The organism is Stenotrophomonas sp. STEN013, from assembly GCF_056760355.1.
Genome location: NZ_JBRREO010000002.1, coordinates 608331 through 626571, shown reverse-complemented (window position 1 = coordinate 626571; position 18241 = coordinate 608331). Strand labels below are relative to the sequence as shown.

Sequence of the window (18241 nt, the reverse complement as noted above, 5' to 3'; positions counted from 1 at the left end):
GGCGGCGAAAAACCACCCGGCTCACCGGTTGGGCCGCAGCAGGCCGCAGTAGAGCCCCTCGATCGCGAAGTCCTGGTCAGGCTGCACCTCGATGGGCGCATAGTCCGGATTGCGCGGCAGCAGGCGGATCCGGTCCTTGCCGATCTTGAGCAGCTTGACGGTGATCTCGTCATCGATCCGCGCCACCACGATCTGACCGGTTCGGGCGTCGCGGGTACGGTGTACGCCGATCAGGTCGCCATTGAAGATGCCTTCATCGACCATCGAATCGCCCTGCACTTTCAGCAGGTAATCCGGCGCAGGCGAGAAGAACACCCTGTCCAGCACCACAAAATCGTCCGAGCCGATGTCGGCGCCAATCGGGAGCCCCGCCGCGACCCGGCCAAGCACCGGCAGACGCAGCACCTGTTCCTGGGCCGCGCTCACCAGAGGCAACGCCGGATCTTCTGCAGCCGGGCGCACCAGCCGGATCCCCCGCGCCCGTCCCGGCACACGCTCGATGGCACCGGCAGCTTCCAGCGCCTCCAGGTGGTACTGCGCCGAGCGCACGCCCTTGAAGCCGAACGCCCGGGCGATCTCGGTCTGTGACGGCGGTACGCCCTCCGCCTGGATCCGCTGTGCGATCAAATCGAGGATGGCCTGCTGGGTATCGGTCAGATTCATGGTTAGTAGTATTGCTACTAACAAGCACCCCCGTCAATACCCCCGGTCACCAACGGCTACCCCATGAAGCTACAGCGTCTCCAGCCCGATCAGCGCCGCGGCAACGGTCTGCCGGCGCACCGCGTCGCGGTCGCCATCGAAATGGAACAGCTCGGCGCGGGTATAGCCGCCACGGCGCTTCCAGCCGATCCAGACCGTTCCGACCGGCTTGTCCTCGCTGCCGCCGCCGGGCCCGGCAATGCCGGTGACAGCGACCGCAATACTGGCACCGGATCGCACCAGCGCGCCCGAGACCATTTCAATCACCGTTTCGCGACTGACCGCACCATGGACCTCCAATGTCTGCGGACTGACCCCCAGCAACGCCTGCTTAGCCTCGTAGCTGTATGCCACCATCCCGCTGTCGAACCAGTCCGAGGAGCCGGAGACGCCGGTCATCGCCTTGGCGATCCAGCCTCCGGTACAGCTTTCAGCAGTGACGACGTGATCACGCACAGCACGCAGCCGCTCGCCCAGCCGGGCAGCGAGTTGATCGAGTTCGTGGTCGGTAAGAGCGGCCATGGAAATTCCTGGAGGGAGGCCGCTGCGTTGTAGCGCATTTCCACGCCACATGCATTGCTGATGGGCGGTAACGCCGGATAAGACAAAGGGTCGCTGAGCGACCCTTTGCCATTCATCTATCCCGTGGAAAGCGACTCACCATTCCGGCTCGGCCTCGGGCAACAACGCCCGGATTACCGCACCATCACGGCCACCGGCCAGCTTCTCGGCCTCGGCGATGGGGATATCCACCTCGACCAGCCACCCTTCTTCGTCGGCCTGCTCGCTGCGGACGACTTCCAGCTCATGCAGACGCGAACGCAAGCGGCCGGCACTGGGCGGAATACGCACGGTGCCAGTCACATGCTGCAGCCCCAGGCGCTTGCCGAGCACCGATTGCAGCAGCTCCAGGCCTCGCCCGTCACGCGCGGAAATCCACACCCGCTCGCGCCGCGACTCGTCCGGAACGCCATCCTGTGCGTCATGACGCACCTCGGCCCCTTCGATGCGATCGATCTTGTTGAAGACCAGCAGCTGCGGCAGATCCCCGGCCCCTACCGCCTCAAGCACTTCATCGACCTGCGCGATCCGATCTTCCCGCAGTGGATCAGCCGCATCCACCAGATGCAGCAGGAAGTCGGCCTCACGTGCCTCGGACAACGTGGAGCGGAACGCGGCCACCAGATCATGCGGCAGGTCGCGGACGAAGCCCACGGTGTCGGCCAGCATCGCGCTGCCACCCGGGAGCGCGATACGCCGCACCGTGGGATCCAGCGTGGCGAACAGCTGATCGGCGGCGTAGGCTTCGGCGCCGGTCAAGGCATTGAACAAGGTCGACTTGCCGGCGTTGGTGTAGCCCACCAGTGCGATGCGTGGCAACTCGCTGCGCACGCGCGCACGGCGCATCTGGGTGCGCTGCACTTCGACTTTTTCCAGGCGCTTCTGCAGCTGTTCCACGCGTTTTTGCAGCAGACGGCGGTCGGTTTCCAGCTGGGTTTCGCCCGGTCCGCGCAGACCGATGGAACCACCACGCTGTCGCTCCAGGTGGGTCCAGCCGCGCACCAGGCGCGTGGCCAGATGACGCAACTGGGCCAGCTCGACCTGCAGTTTGCCTTCATGGCTGTGCGCACGCTGGGCGAAGATATCCAGGATCAGGCCGGTACGGTCGATCACCCGGCGCTCCAGGAAGCGCTCCAGGTTGCGCTCCTGCACCGGGCTGAGCTGATGGTTGACCAGCACCAGATCCGCACCGGTGGCATCGGCCGCGGCCTTGACCTCATCCAGCTTGCCGCTGCCGATCAAGGTGGAGGGATTGGGGCGATCCATGCGCGCGGTGATGGTCGCGGCGATACTGGCACCCGCCGAACGGACCAGATCGGTGAATTCTTCCAGCACATCCTCTTCCAGCCGCCCACTGTGCGGTTGGATCAACAGTGCGTGCTCGCCCTTTTTGGAACGGTCAAACACGCGCCACGTCCTTCTTACTCGCTGTCGTTGTCGTCATCGCCTGCCTGACTGCCCTCACCGGATTGCACATAACCACCGCCCGGCCCCACACGCACGTTGCGCGCTGGCACCACGGTGGAAATGGCGTGCTTGTAGACCATCTGGCTGACGGTATTGCGCAGCAGCACCACGAACTGGTCAAACGATTCGATCGTGCCCTGCAGTTTGATGCCATTGACCAGGTACACCGACACCGGCACGCGCTCGCGGCGCAGTGCATTCAGAAACGGGTCCTGCAAAGACTGTCCTTTGGACATCGTCCACTCCTCGTTATTGTTTTTATGGTCCGGACCGAAAGCGCCCCCTGCCTGTCCGGAACGGTGATGGTACACCGGCCGGCGCCTTCTCACCTTCCCAGAAACAGTGAGACCGCGTTCCGCAAACCGGGCATATCGCTCGCCGGGTCATACCAGCGCGCATCCAGCTCACCACGCAACCAGGTCAGCTGACGCTTGGCCAGCTGGCGCGTGGCGAAAATGGCCTTGTCGCGGAATTCCATCGCACCGCCCTGCCCCTCCAGGAACTGCCAGGCCTGCCGGTAACCCACCGCCCGTATTGCAGGAAGATCCAGGGGCGCGGCTACCCGCGCCATCTGCGGCAAGGCCCGCAAGCGCCGCACCTCGTCCAGAAAGCCCTGCTCCAGCATCAGGTCGAAGCGCCTTTCGATGCGCTGGTGCAACACCGCGCGGTCGGCCGGAGCGAGTACCAGCTTGAGCACACGCGCCGGCAGACGGGCGATACCTGACAGCGCCTGCCAATGACTGATCGGCTTGGCGGTGAGGCGGAACACCTCCAGCGCCCGCTGAATGCGCTGCGGGTCGGTCGCATGGATGCGCTTGGCGGCTACCGGATCGACCTTCGCCAATTGCGTATGCAGGGCCGGCCAGCCGACCACCGCCGCCTCGGCGGTGATCTGCGCGCGGATCGCCGGATCGGCCTGCGGCATCGGCGACAGGCCCTGCAGCAACGCACGGAAATACAGCCCGGTGCCGCCAGCCAGGATCGGCAAGCGGCCGCGGGCCGCGATATCGCGCACCGCCGCCGCTGCGTCGCTGGCAAACTCCGCCGCCGAATAGGTTTCCCATGGATCGCGCAGATCCAGCAGGTGATGCGCAATGCCCGCGCGCTCCTCCAGGTCCGGCTTGGCCGCACCGATTTCCAGCCCGCGATACACCAGCGCCGAGTCGACGCTGACGATCTCCCCGTCGTAGGCCTTGGCCAGCGCGATCGCCGCGGCGGTCTTGCCCGACGCGGTCGGCCCCATCAGCGCGATCGCCAGCGGTCGTTGATCGCTGCCCATCAATCCTCGTCCGGCCAGCGCGGCAGTGACGGCGTGTCGGCGCGTGGCGCCGGTATAGCATCGACCGCCGCCAGCACCTTGAGCGCATCCACCGTGGCGGCCACGTCGTGCACCCGTACGATCTTCGCACCACGCTGCACGGCCAGAAGATGTGCCGCGACCGAACCGGCGACACGCTCGCACGCCACCGTGCGCCCAGTCACCTCACCGATGCACCGCTTGCGCGAAAACCCGGCCAGCAGTGGCACACCCAGCGCCAACAGACGCTCCTGCGCGGCCAGCAGAGTGAAATTCTGCGCGGTGTCCTTGTTGAAACCGTAACCGGGATCGATCACCAACCGCTTGCGCGCGATCCCGGCCATCTCCGCGGCGAACACCCGCTCGGCGAGAAACCGCTGCACGTCGCCGGCGATCTCGTCATAGCCGTGCGTCGCGCCCGCATCGTAAGGGCCGCCAACCGCATGCATCAGCACCACGGCAGCACCCGAGTTCGCCAGCACCTCAAGCGCGCCCGGCTGCCGCAGCGCCTGCACGTCATTGACCATGCCGGCACCGGCCGCCAACGCAGCCCGCATCACGTCCGGTTTGAACGTGTCCACGCTGATCGGCACAGCCACGCGTGTCGCCAGTGCCTCGATCACCGGTGCGACGCGGTCGATCTCCTCCTGCACCGACACCTGGGCCGCACCGGGGCGCGTGGACTCGCCACCAACGTCGAGCAGGTCCGCCCCCTGCTCCACCAGCGCAAGGCCGTGGGCGATTGCCGCGGCCGCATCAAAATGCTGGCCACCGTCTGAAAACGAGTCCGGCGTGACGTTGACGATTCCCATCACCCGGGGCCGGTCCAAGCGCAACAGACGGCCGTTGCAATCCAGCTGGGGAGCCAGGTCAAACATCAGCGTTTGCTCCGCGCGCGCAGCTTGCTGCGAATAAAGCTCAGTACCACCCCCAGTACAACGCCGACAAAAATACCGGTCAGGTAGTTGCCGGTCTTCACTCCGAACGCGACACCGGCCACGGTGGCGATGATCATTTCCGGAAGATGCGTGGGAGGTGGGGGGGGCGTCGAAGGCGTGTTCATGCGGAAGTACCGGAAGACTGGATGGCGCCTATTCTCGCCCAGCGCCGCGATCGCCGCATACGGAAACGGGCCGGAAAACCGGCCCGTTTCGTTGCAGATCGCACTATCAATCAGTGCTGGCTGGCGGGATCGCTGGTGATCGGCGCAACCGGGCTCTGCGCGTCGCCGCCCTTGTCATCACCGGTCGGTCCGTTGCCGCCGCCCTTTTCCACCCATCCGGCGGGCGGCGAAGGCTTGCGGCCCTCCATGATCGCCTTGACCTGCTCGGCATCGATGGTTTCCCAGTCCAGCAGCGCGACGGTCATCGCCTCGACGATGTCGCGCTTTTCCTCCAGGATGCTGCGCGCTACCGCGTACTGCTGGTCCAGGATGCGACGGATCTCCGCGTCCACCTTCTGCTGGGTGGCCTCGGAAATGGTCTTGCTGTGCATGCCGTAGCCAGCTTCCTCGTCGGCGTAGACCATGGTGCCCATCACATCGGACATGCCGTACTTGGTGACCATGCCGCGCGCCAGTTTGGTGGCACGTTCGAAGTCATTGGACGCGCCGGTGGACATCTCGCCCACAAACAACTCCTCGGCGATACGGCCACCGAACAGGATCGCCAGCTCTTCGAGCATGCGGTCCTTGTACTTGCTGATGTGGTCGTGCTCGGGCAACTGCCAGGTCACGCCCAGTGCCCAGCCGCGCGGCATGATGGTGACCTTGTGCACCGGGTCGGCCTTGGGCAGCGACATGGCAACCACGGCGTGGCCGGACTCGTGATAGGCGGTGTTGCGACGCTCATCCTCGCGCATGACCATGCTGCGCCGCTCCGGACCCATGTAGATCTTGTCCTTGGCGTCCTCGAAGTCCTTCATGTCGACTTCCTGCTTGTTGCGACGAGCCGCAAACAGGGCGCCTTCATTGATCAGATTGGCCAGATCGGCACCGGAGAAACCCGGGGTACCGCGCGCCAGCACTTCCGGACGCACATCATCGGCGGCCGGCACCTTGCGCAGGTGCACCCTCAGGATCTGCTCGCGGCCCTTGATGTCCGGCAGGCCGACCATGACCTGGCGATCGAAACGGCCCGGACGCAGCAGCGCCTTGTCCAGCACGTCCGGACGGTTGGTCGCGGCGATCACGATCACGCCTTCACCGCCCTCGAAGCCGTCCATTTCGACCAGCATCTGGTTCAGGGTCTGCTCGCGCTCGTCGTGGCCACCGCCCATACCCGAACCGCGGTGACGGCCCACGGCATCGATTTCGTCGATGAAGATGATGCACGGCGCGTGCTTCTTGGCCTGCTCGAACATGTCGCGCACGCGGCTGGCGCCGACGCCGACGAACATCTCGACAAAGTCGGAACCGGAGATGGCGAAAAACGGCACCTTGGCCTCGCCGGCGATCGCACGGGCCAGCAGCGTCTTGCCGGTACCCGGCGGGCCGACCATCAGCACACCGCGCGGAATCTTGCCGCCGAGCTTGGTGAAACGGGACGGATCGCGCAGGAACTCGACCAGTTCACCGACTTCCTCCTTGGCTTCGTCACAACCGGCGACATCGGCGAAGGTGACCTTGATCTGGTCCTCGCCCTGCAGCTTGGCGCGCGACTTGCCGAAAGACATCGCACCCTTGGCACCGCCACCACCGCCCTGCATCTGGCGCATCATGAAAATCCAGAAGCCGATCAGCAGCAGCACCGGCAGGAACTGCAGCACCAGCCCCCAGAAACCCGGACCGGTGGCCGGCTCCTGGCGCACCACTTCGACATTCTTGGAATACAGCTGATCCAGCAGCTTGGGATCGGCCGGGGCGAACAGCTGGCCTTCCGAGCCATCGGCACGCTTGAAGCGCAGATGGTTGGTGGTCAGCGTCGTCTTGTCGGTGTACTCGACCGCCTTGATGCGGCCCGAGTCCACTTCCTGCAGGAACTGGGTGTAATTGCGCGCGTCACCGGCGGTCACTGCACCACCGCGTGGCGCAAAGCTCTGGAACACCACCATCAGCACGACGGCGACAACCACCCATAGCAGGAGGTTCTTGGTCAGGTCGTTCATCCTCATCGGCTCCGGTGTCCCTCTAATTTCTGACGCAATGCGTATGGTTGAGCTTACTTGATCTGCGCCCGCTTGCCCTGCCCGAGGGCATAGACTTCCGGCGAACGCGCGCGGGAGGCCTCGGGCTTGCGGATCACGACCTTGTCGAAACGACGGCGCATTTCACGCACGTAGTCATCAAAGCCGACGCCCTGGAACAACTTGATCAGGAACGCCCCACCGGGCTTGAGGTGGTTGTCGGAAAAATCCAACGCCAACTCCGCCAGATACATCATCCGCGGCTGGTCGACCGCATCCATGCCACTCTTATTGGGGGCCATATCCGACAGCACAAGGTCTACCGGCTGATTCCCGAGCATGGCTTCAAACTGCGATAGGACGGCCTGCTCCCTGAAGTCACCGTGAAGGAACTCCACCCCCGCCAGCGGCGGCATCTCCAGGATATCCAGTGCCAGCACCCGGCCACTGTCGCCCATCTGTTTGCGTACCTGCTGCGACCAGCCGCCGGGCGCGGCGCCCAGATCGACCACGACCATATTCGGTTTCAGCAGCCGGTCGCGCTTGAGCAGCTCCTCCAGCTTGTAGGCGGCGCGCGAACGCATGCCCTCCGCCTGCGCCTTCTTAACGAAAGGATCGGAAAAGTGTTCTTTCAACCAGCGTTGACTGCTTTTGCTGCGGGAAGCCATTGGAAATGGGGCCAGATGGGGTGGTCATGATACCCTGAACCCCCTTGATTACCTGTATTCCTGCATGTCTATCGTCCTGACCCCGGCCCAGACCCGATTTTTGCGCGGTGCCGCGCACGATCTGAAAGCACTGCTGCAGATCGGTGGAAAGGGGGTCACGCCAGCCTTCCTGGCAGAACTGGACGAAGTACTTGAGCGTCATGAACTGATCAAAGTGAAGGTCGGCGCGGAAGACCGCGAGGCCCGTGATGCCATGATTTCCGAGCTGGTCCAGGCCAGCGGCAGCGCGCTGGTGCAGCGCATCGGCCATGTCGCCGTGCTGTACCGTCCAAGCAAGGAACAGCGCCAGATCGTGCTGCCCCGCGGCTGATCGCCGAGGAGCCCTTCGATGCAACTGAGCCGGGAACTGCCTGATTACACCTACAGTTTGCGCGCAGCCGATGGCCGCCAAGCCAAGGTGAATGATCGCGTACTGACGCACAGCTTCATTCTTGCGCCGAACCAGCTGATCGAAGACTGGCCGGTCAGATCGCTTGCGGAGTTGACCGCCGGTCACCTGAACGCGGCCCTGGAGCTGAACCCGGCCCTGGTCATTCTCGGCACCGGCGAACAGCAGGTGTTCCCGCCGGCCGCGGTGCTGGCCGCCTGCTTGACGCGCGGCATCGGTATCGAGGTGATGAACAACGCCTCGGCCGCCCGCACCTTCAATGTTCTGGCCGCAGAGGACCGCAAGGTGGTTGCCGCCTTCATTCTCGAAAACGGCAGCTGATTTCCTCGGGGACACAAAGTAAAAGGCCCGGCGCATCGCACTGGGCCTTTTTTGTGCCGCCAACCGCCACCTATTTTTTCGGCAGATACAGCAGCGGATCCACCGGCTTGCCGTTGTAACGGATCTCGAAGTGCAGCATGTCGCGCGAGGTGCCGGTACGGCCCATCTCGGCGATCTGATCGCCGGCCTTCACGCTCTGCCCTTCATTCACCAGTCGCTTGCGGTTGTGCCCATACGCCGAGAGCCACTGCTCGTTGTGCTTGATGATGATCAGCTCGCCGTAGCCCACCAGGCCGGCGCCTGAATAGACGACCACCCCCGGACCTGCCGCACGCACCGCCTGCCCGCTGCTGCCGGCGATATCGATCCCCTGCTTGGTGGCCTCGCCGGCAACAAAACGGCCTACCAGCGCGCCATCTGCCGGCCATCGCCAGCCGATACCGCTATTGACCGGGGCCGCAACGGGCGTAGTCGGCGCCGGAGTGGGTCGCACGGTGGTCGCGGTACCACCCACCGGACGGCTGGCAGCAGCCCCACCCGGATACAGGCGCAACGACTGCCCCGGATAGATCGTGTACGGCTCCGACAAGCCGTTCCATGCCGCCAAGTCACGCGGCGTGATGTTATGGATGCGCGCCAATGCGAACAGGGTGTCGCCACGCCGGACAACCGCCGTCTGACCCGGCTTGGGGACCGACTTCTGGGGTGTCGCATGGCCGGTGGAAGCACCGGCACCTGAAGGCCTGACCACCGTTGCCGTACCGCAGCCTGCCAATGCAACCACCAGCGCCAGCGCAGCGACGCGACCGAAACCCTTGCCCATCATTTTTGCACTCATGCGAATTTCGCTCTCCAGACCAGCCAGCCCACCAGGCCGGCAACCAGCACGGTTGCGAGCCAGCCCAGCGGCTCAATCCAGCGCCGCAACGCCTGGGCCGCACGCGCCCCGCCAAAACGGATCACCGCAGCCAGAATATAAACACGCTTGCCGCGACCGATCAGCATGCTCAATACATACTGCGGCAGCGGCACGCCGACGATACCCGAGGCCCATGTGAAAACTTTCATCGGGATCGGCATGAAGCCACCCAGCACGAGGAAAGTGAACACCGCCCATGGCGATTCGGCCATTTTTTCCTGGATCGTGGCGATGCCCGATTCAATCGACGGCAGCATGCCCATCATCTCGAACAGCGGCTTCATCAGCTCGAACGCGTAATGGCCGAGCGCATAACCGACCATCGCACCGGCCATCGAGCCGATCAGGCTCAGCGTGGCAAAACGCCAGCCTTTGCGCGGCTGCGCCACGCACATCGGCATCAACATCACTTCCGGCATCACCGGAAAAATGATGGCTTCTATGAAGCTCAGCACGGTCAGGTAGGTGGGAGCACGCTCGTGGCTGGCCCAGACCAGCGCCCGGTCGTAAAGAGGCCCGAAAATCTTCATGGTTCGCTTGATCCTTAGCTTCAGTCCAGCATGCCCGACAGCAGCGGCACGAAGCTGACCAGCGCCAGCTCCTCCTGCTGGATGCTGCCATCGGCCAATCGTGTCAATTGCAGAAGTGCCTGCCCGCCCGGTCCTCCGACCGGCGCCACCAGCCGGCCGCCGACGGCAAGCTGTTCGATCAGCACGTCCACCAGAGCCGGAGCCGCCGCGGTCACCACGATGGCGTCATAGGGAGCATGCTCCGGCCAACCGATGCGGCCATCGTCGTGTTTGCTGCGCACATTCATGCCCAGCTGGCGGAAACGCTTGCGCGCCTGCCGCAGCAGATCGCCGATACGCTCCACCGTGTAGACCTCCAGCCCCAGCGCGGCGAGGATCGCGGCCTGGTAGCCGGAACCGGTCCCCACTTCCAGCACGGTCTTCGGCTCGACCGCCAGCACCGCCTCGGTCATCCGCGCCACCACCCATGGCTGGGAAATGGTCTGCCCGTGTCCGATCGGCAGGGCCGTGTCTTCGTACGCCCGTGACGCCAGCGCCTCATCGATGAACAGATGGCGTGGCACCACCCGCACCGCATTGAGCGTTGGCTCGCTGGCAATCCCAGCCTCCCGCAGGCGATCCACCAGGCGGTCGCGCACGCGCTGCGAAGTCATGCCAATGCCCACCGCTTCTGGCTGCAACCGCAGGCGCGGCGTCATTCTTTCGATCCCAGTGTGGCCGACAGCCCCCCGACCCAGCTTGCAACCTTCTCCAACGCGGAGTAGCGGGTCAGGTCTACCTGGATCGGGGTTATCGAGATATGCCCGGTGCGTACCGCGTGGAAATCCGTGCCGGGGCCGGCATCCTGCTCGCTGCCGGCCGGACCTATCCAATACACCGTATTGCCGCGTGGATCGGTCGCCGGGACGCAGGGCTCCGCGCGGTGGCGGTTACCCAGACGGGTGACCTCGAAACCGCGGATATCCTCCCAGGCCAGATCCGGAACATTCACATTGAGGATGGTGTCCGCCGGCAACGGATCGGCAATCAGGCGGGCCACGATCTCCACCGCCGCGCGTGCCGCGGTACGGAAATTCTTTGCCTCGTGTTTGTGCGTTACCAGCGACACCGCCACCGAAGGCAGACCCAGACAACGTCCCTCCATCGCCGCTGAGACCGTGCCCGAATAGATCACGTCATCACCAAGGTTGGCTGCATTGTTGATGCCCGACACCACGATATCCGGCTCATACTCAAGCATTCCGGTCAGCGCCAGATGCACGCAGTCTGTGGGCGTGCCCGCCACCGCGCAGGTGTAGTGGTCGATCCGTCGCAACCGTACCGGCTGATCCAACGTCAGCGAGTTGCTGGCGCCGGAGCGATCACGATCAGGCGCAACCACCGTCACCTCGTGGCCAGCGTTGCGCAGTTCCTCGGCAAGCATCTTGATGCCGGGGGCGTCCACACCATCGTCATTTGATACTAGTACGCGCATTAAAGACCTGAGTCACCGAATCAACTGCGGTGTCCACACTACCTCACCGCTCCGACTGCCGCGCCGCTGCCGTGCATCCTCAGATGCGCAGCGGCCTGTTTTCCCAATGATACCGGAATGCACGCGCCCGCCTTCCCACCCGGACGCTTGCCTGCGACCCAGAGCACGTTACGCTGTGCAGATGTCGTACCCCGAAGATGAAGATGACAGCGCGCTGTTCCTCTCGGCCATAGGCGAGGTGAAACGGCTGCCACAGGTGGAGGCGCCGGCAACCGGCAAGCCACGCCCGAAGCCGCGCGCGCGCATGGCCGAACAGGATGAGGCGCTGGCACTGGGCGAGTTCGCCAGACTGCTGCGATCAGCCGCGCCACTGGAAGCCGGCGACGTGGCCAGCTATCGCCGCGAGAATCTGCCGGCGCGGATGTTCCAGCGCCTCAAGCGCGGCCAGTATTCCGTGCAGGACGAACTGGACCTGCATGGTGCAACCACAACCCAGGCCGAGGTTCTGCTGCGGGAGTTCCTGCTGGAAGCGCACGCCCACGAGTTTGGCTGCGTACGCATCATCCATGGCAAGGGCCTGCAATCCGACGGCGGCACGCCGGCACTGAAAAATCTGGTCGATCGCATGCTGCGGCTGCGCAACGACGTGCTGGCGTTTCACTCCGCGCCGGCCACCCAAGGCGGTACCGGCGCGGTACTGGTGCTGTTGGCCAACCGCTGAGCGCGCCAGACCTCAGCTATCGCTGTAAGCCTGGCTGGCATCGTTGACGGCACCAAGCTCGTGCAGCACCGCCGTGGCATAGCAGCCCGGTGGCAGTGCAAATGACATCTCCAGCACACCGTCCTGCAGCCATTGATGCTGCAGCAAGGCCGGACGCAACCGCAGCGGTCGCCGCTCCTGCTTCAGACCCGCCGCCTCCAGACCCGCCCGCAACGCCAGGGCCTGCTCATCGGCCAGGGCCGCGGACTCCAGCGTCAGCGCCTGGCCGGTGGAACGCAACTCGCCCAAGCCCCACAACGGGCCACTGGGATGGATATCAAAACGTGCCAGCCGCTCGGCCAGCACCTCGCTCATCGGTTCCGGGCCGAACACCGAGCGACTGCCATCGAGCACCCACACCTCACCATCCAGCGGCCGATCCCAACTGTCCTGCTCCACACGCGCGGCCAGCACGCGATTGAACAGGGCCGAACGGGCCGCGGACAGCAGCATCGAGCGCTGGTCCTGACGCACCCGGCGTCCGCCAAACATCGCCAGCGCCGCCGGCACATTGCCGCCATCCCGGCCAAAACGCTGCTCCCCGAACCAGTTCGGCAGGCCGCGCTCGGCAATCATCTGCAACCGCGCATCGATCGCCGCCACATTACCGCGCACCTCGCGCAACACCAGCTTGAAGCGGTTGCCCGCCAACGCGCCGCGCTGCAGCTTGCGGTTGTGCCAGGTCGCGGAGAGCACATGGATCTCATCGGATTCCAGCATGGCGACATCCGGCGACACCCGCTTGGGCAGGTGCACGCTGAAACGCTGCGTGGTGACCGCATGACGATCTTTCTGCCCGGCGTAGCTGACGCCCATCTCCGGCACGCCCGCCCACTGCGCCAGGCGCTTGGCCACGGCCACGGTATTGGCACCGCGCTTGCGGATCTCCAGCAGCAGGTGCTCCCCTTCGCCGGTTGGTTCGAATGCCGGCAATTCATCCACCTGGAAATCTTCCGGCACGGTGCGGATGTCCGCCGTCAGCAACGGCGCACCGAACGCCAGCGGCAGCGCGCTCACAGCGCCACCAGTAGCACGGCCGCTTGCGCGGCAATGCCTTCCCCACGTCCGGTGAATCCCAGCTTCTCGCTGGTGGTGGCCTTGATGCTGACCCTCTCCAACTCGATTCCCAGCAGCTGCGCAACCTTCTCGCGCATCGCCAGCGCATGGGGGCCGACCTTGGGCCGCTCACAGATCACGGTGATATCCGTATTCCCGACCTGCCAGCCGCGTTCACGCAGCAGCCCATTGCAATGGCTGACGAACCGGCTGCTGTCCGCCCCCTTCCAGCGGTCATCCGATGGCGGGAAATGCACACCGATATCGCCCAGCGCCACCGCACCGAGCATCGCATCACACAGCGCATGCAGGATCACATCGCCATCGCTGTGCGCCAGCACGCCACAGTGGTGCGGCACGCGCACCCCGCCGAGCATGATGTGGTCGCCCTCGCCGAATGCATGGACGTCATAGCCCTGGCCGATACGGATCGGCGGGAAAGAAACAGAACTGTTCATGGGGATTCGCTACTTCTATGCAGAGCCAGCGCTCGCAGCGCCGGCGGACAGTCAGCCATCGCGCCGCGACAGCTCGAATTCGAAACGGGCCAGATCCGCCGGCGTGGTGACCTTGAAATTGCTCTCGGCCCCTTCCACCAGCAATGGCCGGGCCCCCTGCCGCTCCATGGCCATGGCCTCGTCGGTCACCTCGACGCCGGCGGCAGTGGCGTCCATCAGCGCACGGGTCAGCTGGTGACGACGGAACAGCTGCGGAGTCAGCGCGCGCCACAGACGCTCACGCGGCTCGGTACGATCAATGCCGCCATCATCGCCGGAACGCTTGAGCGTATCGCGCACCGGTGCCGCCAGAATCGCACCGACCGGATCGGCACGCCCTACCTCCAGCAGGCGCCCGAGATCGGCCGCCGCCAGATTCGGACGCGCCGCATCGTGGACCAGCACGAAATCGTCGGCACGGACACTGTCCGGCAGCGCCTGCAGCCCCGCCAGTACCGACAATGCGCGCGTTTCACCGCCGGTACAGGTCAGCACCGCCTTGTCGGCAAATGAAGTCCATCCCGGCCAGTCCGCGTCGTTCTCGGCGATCGCCACCATGACCCCGGCAACACCGGAATGGGACAGCAGCGATTCCAGCGTGTGCGCCAGCAGGGGCTGACCGCCGGCCTGCAGATACTGCTTGGGAACGGGCCCACCAAATCGGGTACCGCGACCTGCGGCCGGCACCACCGCCCATACCTGAGTGACACTCATGGCAGATCCTCCGCTGGCTGCGCCGGATTGCCCTGTCCACCGCCCACCGCCGCGCGCGCGATGACCGGAGCGTTCTCCACCACGCGATAGAACTTCTCACCCGGCTTGATCATGCCCAGCTCGCTGCGCGCGCGCTCCTCGATGGCAGCCTCGCCTTCCTTCAGATCCTTGACCTCGGCCGCCAACGCATCATTGCGTTGCTGCAGACCTTCGTTGTCACGCTTCTGGTTGGCGACCTGGGCTTCGAGCATCAGCACTTCACCCGAATTGCCCGGGCCGAACCAGAAACGGTACTGCAGCAATGCCAGCAGTACCGCGAGCACCAGCAGCAGCCAGCGCCAGTTGCGCATGGCTTAGCGCTTGAGCGAGACGAACGCGTTACGACCGGCGTAACGCGCGTTGCTGCCGAGGGCTTCCTCGATACGCAGCAACTGGTTGTACTTGGCCACGCGGTCGCTTCGGCACAGCGAGCCGGTCTTGATCTGGGTGGCGGTGGTGGCCACGGCGATATCGGCGATGGTGGTGTCTTCGGTTTCGCCCGAGCGGTGCGAGACGATCGCCGCGTAGCCGGCCTTGTCGGCCATGGCGATGGCTTCCAGGGTTTCGCTCAGCGTGCCGATCTGGTTGACCTTGATCAGGATCGCGTTGGCGGTGCCCGAGTCGATACCTTCCTGGAAGATCTTCGGATTGGTCACGAACAGGTCGTCACCGACCAGCTGCACCTTCTTGCCGATGCGCTCGGTCAGCAGTTTCCAGCCGGCCCAGTCGTTCTCGGCCAGGCCGTCTTCGATGGTGATGATCGGGTACTGTGCGGCCCAGTCGGCCAGGAACTCGACAAACTGCTCGGAGGTCAGACGCTTGTTCTCGCCGACCAGGTTGTACTTGCCGTTCTCGAAGAATTCGCTGGAAGCCACGTCCAGACCCAGCAGCACATCCTCACCGGCCGTATAACCGGCCTTGCCGATGGCTTCGAGGATGGTGTCCAGCGCTTCGACATTGCTGCGGAAATCCGGGGCGAAACCACCCTCGTCGCCGACCGCGGTGCTCAGGCCGTGGCTCTTGAGCACCGACTTGAGCGAATGGAAGATCTCGGTGCCGGCACGCAGCGATTCGGCGAACGAATCAAAGCCGACCGGCAGCACCATGAACTCCTGGAAATCGACGTTGTTGTCGGCGTGGGCACCGCCGTTGATGATGTTCATCATCGGCACCGGCAGCGACGGGGTCGCACCCGTCTTGCCCGCCAGATACTGCCACAGCGCCTGCTTCTTCGACGCGGCAGCCGCGTGCGCGGCGGCCATCGAAACTCCGAGCAGCGCGTTGGCGCCCAAGCGGCCCTTGTTCTCGGTGCCGTCCAGATCGATCAGGCGACGGTCCAGGCCTTCCTGGTCGGCCGCATCGAAATCCTTCAGCGCCGTGGCGATGGCGCCGTTGACGTTGGCCACCGCATCGCGCACGCCCTTGCCCAGGTAACGGGTCTTGTCACCATCGCGCAGCTCCACCGCCTCCTTGGTGCCCGTGGAGGCGCCCGACGGCACCATGGCACGGCCAAACGAACCGTCCTGCAGGGTGACTTCGGCTTCCAGCGTGGGGTTGCCACGGCTGTCGAGGATTTCACGGGCGTGGATCTTGGCGATATTGGTCATGATCGGGGGCGGGAGCTCGTCTGAAATGGATCGGGTATCGGAAGAAGAAACGCAAAAGCGACGGCAAGTTTAAACGAAGCAGACACCGGCGCGGGGCGTTGCTTTCCATTGAAAGCGGCGCCCCCTACCAGGCTGAACGGGAGCCCGGCTGCCGGTGATGTTCTGACAGAGCCGCCGGACCGATTCCGCCACAATGCAGATGGGCCGCGAAATCGCGGCCCATCTCAAGGTACTGCAAACGAAATGTGCGGTCGCGAAGGTGGCCACGCCGCAGCCCGTTGCCAGAGCGGATCAACCCGGCCCGCAAATACTTATGCCCGCGCCTCTTTGAGCAGCTTGCCGCCCGCCTTCTTCTCACGCGCTGCACGGATAAAGCCCACAAACAGCGGGTGACCGTCACGCGGAGTGGACAGGAATTCCGGATGCGCCTGACAGGCAAGGAACCACGGGTGCTTGTCGCGCGGCAGTTCCACCACTTCCACCAGCGTGTCATCCATCGACTTGCCCGAGATCACCAGCCCGGCATCTTCCAGCTGGGTGCGATAGCGGTTGTTGAACTCGTAGCGATGGCGATGGCGCTCGGCCACCACGTCCTTGCCATACAGCTCGTGTGCCAGCGTGCCCGGCTTCAACCGCTGCTCCTGCAGGCCCAGACGCATGGTGCCGCCCAGATCGGATTTCTCGTCACGCTTTTCAACCTCACCACTGGCCGTACGCCACTCGGTGATCAGACCGATCACCGGATTCGGCGACTGGCGGTCGTTTTCGGTGCTGTTGGCACCTTCCAACCCGGCCACATGCCGCGCGAAATCGACTACCGCCGCCTGCATGCCATAGCAGATACCGAAGTACGGCACCTGGTGCTCGCGGGCGTACTGGGAGGTGAGCACCTTGCCCTCGAATCCGCGATCACCAAAGCCGCCCGGCACCAGGATGCCGTCGACATTGTCCAGCGCGGACAGGCCGGCGCTTTCCAGTTCCTGCGCCTCCAGCCACTTGAGGTTGACCCGGGTGCGCTGGCGCAGACCACCATGCTTGAGTGCTTCGGCCACCGACTTGTAGGCGTCCTGGTGGTCGATGTACTTGCCGACCACCGCGATGGTCACCTCGTCCAACGGGTGCAGCGCCGCATCCAGCACCGCCTCCCACTCGGCCATATCCACCGGACCGGCCTTGTCACCCAGCTTGAGCTGATTGACGACGATTTCGTCCAGGCCCTGCGCGTGCAGCCCCATCGGTACGCGGTACAGCACCTCCACGTCCGGCACGCTGATCACCGCGCGCTCGGACACGTTGGTGAACAGCGAAATCTTGCGGCGCTCGGAATCGGGAATCACCTGCTCGGAGCGGCACAGCAGCACATCCGGCTGGATACCGATCGAACGCAGTTCCTTGACCGAGTGCTGGGTCGGCTTGGTCTTCAACTCGCCGGCCGCGGCGATGAACGGCACCAGGGTCAGGTGCATGAACAGCGCCTTCTCCGGCCCACGCTCGGTCCGCACCTGGCGGATCGCCTCCAGGAATGGCAGCGATTCGATATCACCCACGGTACCGCCGATCTCCACCAGCGCCACGTCGAAACCCGCGGTGGCCTCGTCGATGCAACGGCGGATCTCGTCGGTGATGTGCGGGATCACCTGCACGGTGGCGCCGAGGTAATCCCCGCGACGCTCCTTGCGGATCACGTTCTCGTAGATGCGACCGGTGGTCACCGAGTTCTTGCGGCTCAGCCGGGTGCGCAGAAAACGCTCGTAATGCCCCAGATCCAGATCGGTCTCGGCACCGTCGTCGGTGACATAGACCTCACCATGTTGGAAGGGACTCATCGTGCCTGGATCGACGTTGATGTACGGATCCAGCTTCATCATCGTGACCTTCAGGCCACGCGCCTCGAGAATGGAGGCCAGCGACGCGGCCGCAATGCCCTTGCCAAGCGAGGACACTACACCGCCAGTAACAAAAATAAGGGGGGTCATGGCTCAAGCGCCTCCCGGAAAGCCCTAGTTTAAAGGTTGTCGCCTCAACACCCAAGCACGGGATGTGGCGAGATCAAAAAAA

General features: G+C 64.6%; 22 protein-coding genes. 3 read left to right on the top strand and 19 right to left on the bottom strand.

Annotation, left to right across the window (positions count from 1 at the left end):
• Positions 1-21: 21 nt before the first annotated feature.
• The 9 genes from lexA to rlmE all read right to left on the bottom strand — a co-directional run bounded on the left by lexA (position 22) and on the right by rlmE (position 7818).
• Positions 22-663, bottom strand: a complete 642-nt coding sequence (gene lexA / locus ACVOMH_RS07155) for a transcriptional repressor LexA (protein ID WP_481551486.1) — start codon at positions 661-663, stop codon at positions 22-24.
• A 69-nt stretch (positions 664-732) separates the two neighbouring features.
• Positions 733-1224 (bottom strand): CinA family protein, encoded by a 492-nt coding sequence (locus tag ACVOMH_RS07150; RefSeq protein ID WP_057506553.1) that lies wholly within the window; start codon positions 1222-1224, stop codon positions 733-735.
• A 135-nt stretch (positions 1225-1359) separates the two neighbouring features.
• Positions 1360-2670 carry a ribosome rescue GTPase HflX gene (gene hflX / locus ACVOMH_RS07145; protein ID WP_481551485.1) on the bottom strand — a complete coding sequence of 437 codons (1311 nt, stop codon included), beginning with the start codon at positions 2668-2670 and terminating at the stop codon, positions 1360-1362.
• A gap of 14 nt (positions 2671-2684) precedes the next feature.
• Entirely contained in the window at positions 2685-2966 is a 282-nt protein-coding gene (gene hfq / locus ACVOMH_RS07140; RefSeq protein WP_054656813.1) for an RNA chaperone Hfq, read from the bottom strand.
• Between the two features lie 89 nt (positions 2967-3055).
• Positions 3056-4009, bottom strand: a complete 954-nt coding sequence (miaA, locus tag ACVOMH_RS07135; protein WP_481551484.1) for a tRNA (adenosine(37)-N6)-dimethylallyltransferase MiaA — start codon at positions 4007-4009, stop codon at positions 3056-3058.
• The gene (folP, locus tag ACVOMH_RS07130) at positions 4009-4905 is read right to left on the bottom strand and encodes a dihydropteroate synthase (RefSeq protein ID WP_481551483.1); all 897 of its coding nucleotides are present in this window, start codon (positions 4903-4905) and stop codon (positions 4009-4011) included. The genes miaA and folP overlap by 1 nt, the downstream gene beginning before the upstream one ends.
• Positions 4905-5090, bottom strand: a complete 186-nt coding sequence (locus tag ACVOMH_RS07125; protein WP_481551482.1) for a hypothetical protein — start codon at positions 5088-5090, stop codon at positions 4905-4907. The genes folP and ACVOMH_RS07125 overlap by 1 nt, the downstream gene beginning before the upstream one ends.
• Before the next feature lie 110 nt (positions 5091-5200).
• Positions 5201-7132 (bottom strand): ATP-dependent zinc metalloprotease FtsH, encoded by a 1932-nt coding sequence (gene ftsH / locus ACVOMH_RS07120; protein WP_481523469.1) that lies wholly within the window; start codon positions 7130-7132, stop codon positions 5201-5203.
• A 53-nt stretch (positions 7133-7185) separates the two neighbouring features.
• On the bottom strand, positions 7186-7818 hold the full coding sequence (rlmE, locus tag ACVOMH_RS07115) for a 23S rRNA (uridine(2552)-2'-O)-methyltransferase RlmE (RefSeq protein ID WP_054656809.1): 633 nt from the start codon (positions 7816-7818) through the stop codon (positions 7186-7188).
• A gap of 64 nt (positions 7819-7882) precedes the next feature.
• Between rlmE and yhbY the strand changes: the two genes are divergently transcribed.
• Entirely contained in the window at positions 7883-8188 is a 306-nt protein-coding gene (gene yhbY / locus ACVOMH_RS07110) for a ribosome assembly RNA-binding protein YhbY (RefSeq protein WP_054656808.1), read from the top strand.
• Between the two features lie 18 nt (positions 8189-8206).
• A complete protein-coding gene (locus tag ACVOMH_RS07105; RefSeq protein WP_054656807.1) occupies positions 8207-8587 on the top strand; it encodes an Mth938-like domain-containing protein in 381 nt (126 codons plus the stop codon).
• 70 nt (positions 8588-8657) lie between these two features.
• Here the strand turns inward: ACVOMH_RS07105 and ACVOMH_RS07100 are convergent, their stop codons facing one another.
• Genes ACVOMH_RS07100 through surE form a run of 4 tightly spaced genes read right to left on the bottom strand, consistent with a single transcriptional unit; the run spans position 8658 to position 11510 of the window.
• The gene (locus ACVOMH_RS07100) at positions 8658-9443 is read right to left on the bottom strand and encodes a peptidoglycan DD-metalloendopeptidase family protein (RefSeq protein WP_481551583.1); all 786 of its coding nucleotides are present in this window, start codon (positions 9441-9443) and stop codon (positions 8658-8660) included.
• Positions 9422-10036, bottom strand: coding sequence for a YqaA family protein (locus ACVOMH_RS07095; RefSeq protein WP_481551481.1), 615 nt, complete (start codon positions 10034-10036; stop codon positions 9422-9424). The genes ACVOMH_RS07100 and ACVOMH_RS07095 overlap by 22 nt, the downstream gene beginning before the upstream one ends.
• Positions 10037-10056: 20 nt before the next feature.
• The gene (locus ACVOMH_RS07090; protein ID WP_481551480.1) at positions 10057-10734 is read right to left on the bottom strand and encodes a protein-L-isoaspartate(D-aspartate) O-methyltransferase; all 678 of its coding nucleotides are present in this window, start codon (positions 10732-10734) and stop codon (positions 10057-10059) included.
• On the bottom strand, positions 10731-11510 hold the full coding sequence (gene surE / locus ACVOMH_RS07085) for a 5'/3'-nucleotidase SurE (protein WP_054656804.1): 780 nt from the start codon (positions 11508-11510) through the stop codon (positions 10731-10733). The genes ACVOMH_RS07090 and surE overlap by 4 nt, the downstream gene beginning before the upstream one ends.
• Before the next feature lie 181 nt (positions 11511-11691).
• Between surE and ACVOMH_RS07080 the strand changes: the two genes are divergently transcribed.
• On the top strand, positions 11692-12231 hold the full coding sequence (locus tag ACVOMH_RS07080; RefSeq protein WP_481551479.1) for a Smr/MutS family protein: 540 nt from the start codon (positions 11692-11694) through the stop codon (positions 12229-12231).
• A gap of 12 nt (positions 12232-12243) precedes the next feature.
• Here ACVOMH_RS07080 and truD read toward each other — a convergent pair whose 3' ends face one another.
• The 6 genes from truD to ACVOMH_RS07050 all read right to left on the bottom strand — a co-directional run bounded on the left by truD (position 12244) and on the right by ACVOMH_RS07050 (position 18159).
• Entirely contained in the window at positions 12244-13287 is a 1044-nt protein-coding gene (gene truD / locus ACVOMH_RS07075; protein WP_481551478.1) for a tRNA pseudouridine(13) synthase TruD, read from the bottom strand.
• Entirely contained in the window at positions 13284-13784 is a 501-nt protein-coding gene (ispF, locus tag ACVOMH_RS07070; RefSeq protein WP_481551477.1) for a 2-C-methyl-D-erythritol 2,4-cyclodiphosphate synthase, read from the bottom strand. Before ispF ends, truD begins: the two co-directional genes overlap by 4 nt.
• Before the next feature lie 51 nt (positions 13785-13835).
• The gene (ispD, locus tag ACVOMH_RS07065; RefSeq protein ID WP_481551476.1) at positions 13836-14537 is read right to left on the bottom strand and encodes a 2-C-methyl-D-erythritol 4-phosphate cytidylyltransferase; all 702 of its coding nucleotides are present in this window, start codon (positions 14535-14537) and stop codon (positions 13836-13838) included.
• A complete protein-coding gene (gene ftsB, locus ACVOMH_RS07060; RefSeq protein WP_057506555.1) occupies positions 14534-14887 on the bottom strand; it encodes a cell division protein FtsB in 354 nt (117 codons plus the stop codon). The genes ispD and ftsB overlap by 4 nt, the downstream gene beginning before the upstream one ends.
• Before the next feature lie 3 nt (positions 14888-14890).
• Complete coding sequence (gene eno, locus ACVOMH_RS07055; RefSeq protein WP_481551475.1) at positions 14891-16183, bottom strand: phosphopyruvate hydratase; 1293 nt, start codon at positions 16181-16183, stop codon at positions 14891-14893.
• 311 nt (positions 16184-16494) lie between these two features.
• The gene (locus ACVOMH_RS07050; RefSeq protein ID WP_481523461.1) at positions 16495-18159 is read right to left on the bottom strand and encodes a CTP synthase; all 1665 of its coding nucleotides are present in this window, start codon (positions 18157-18159) and stop codon (positions 16495-16497) included.
• Between the last annotated feature and the right edge of the window lie 82 nt (positions 18160-18241).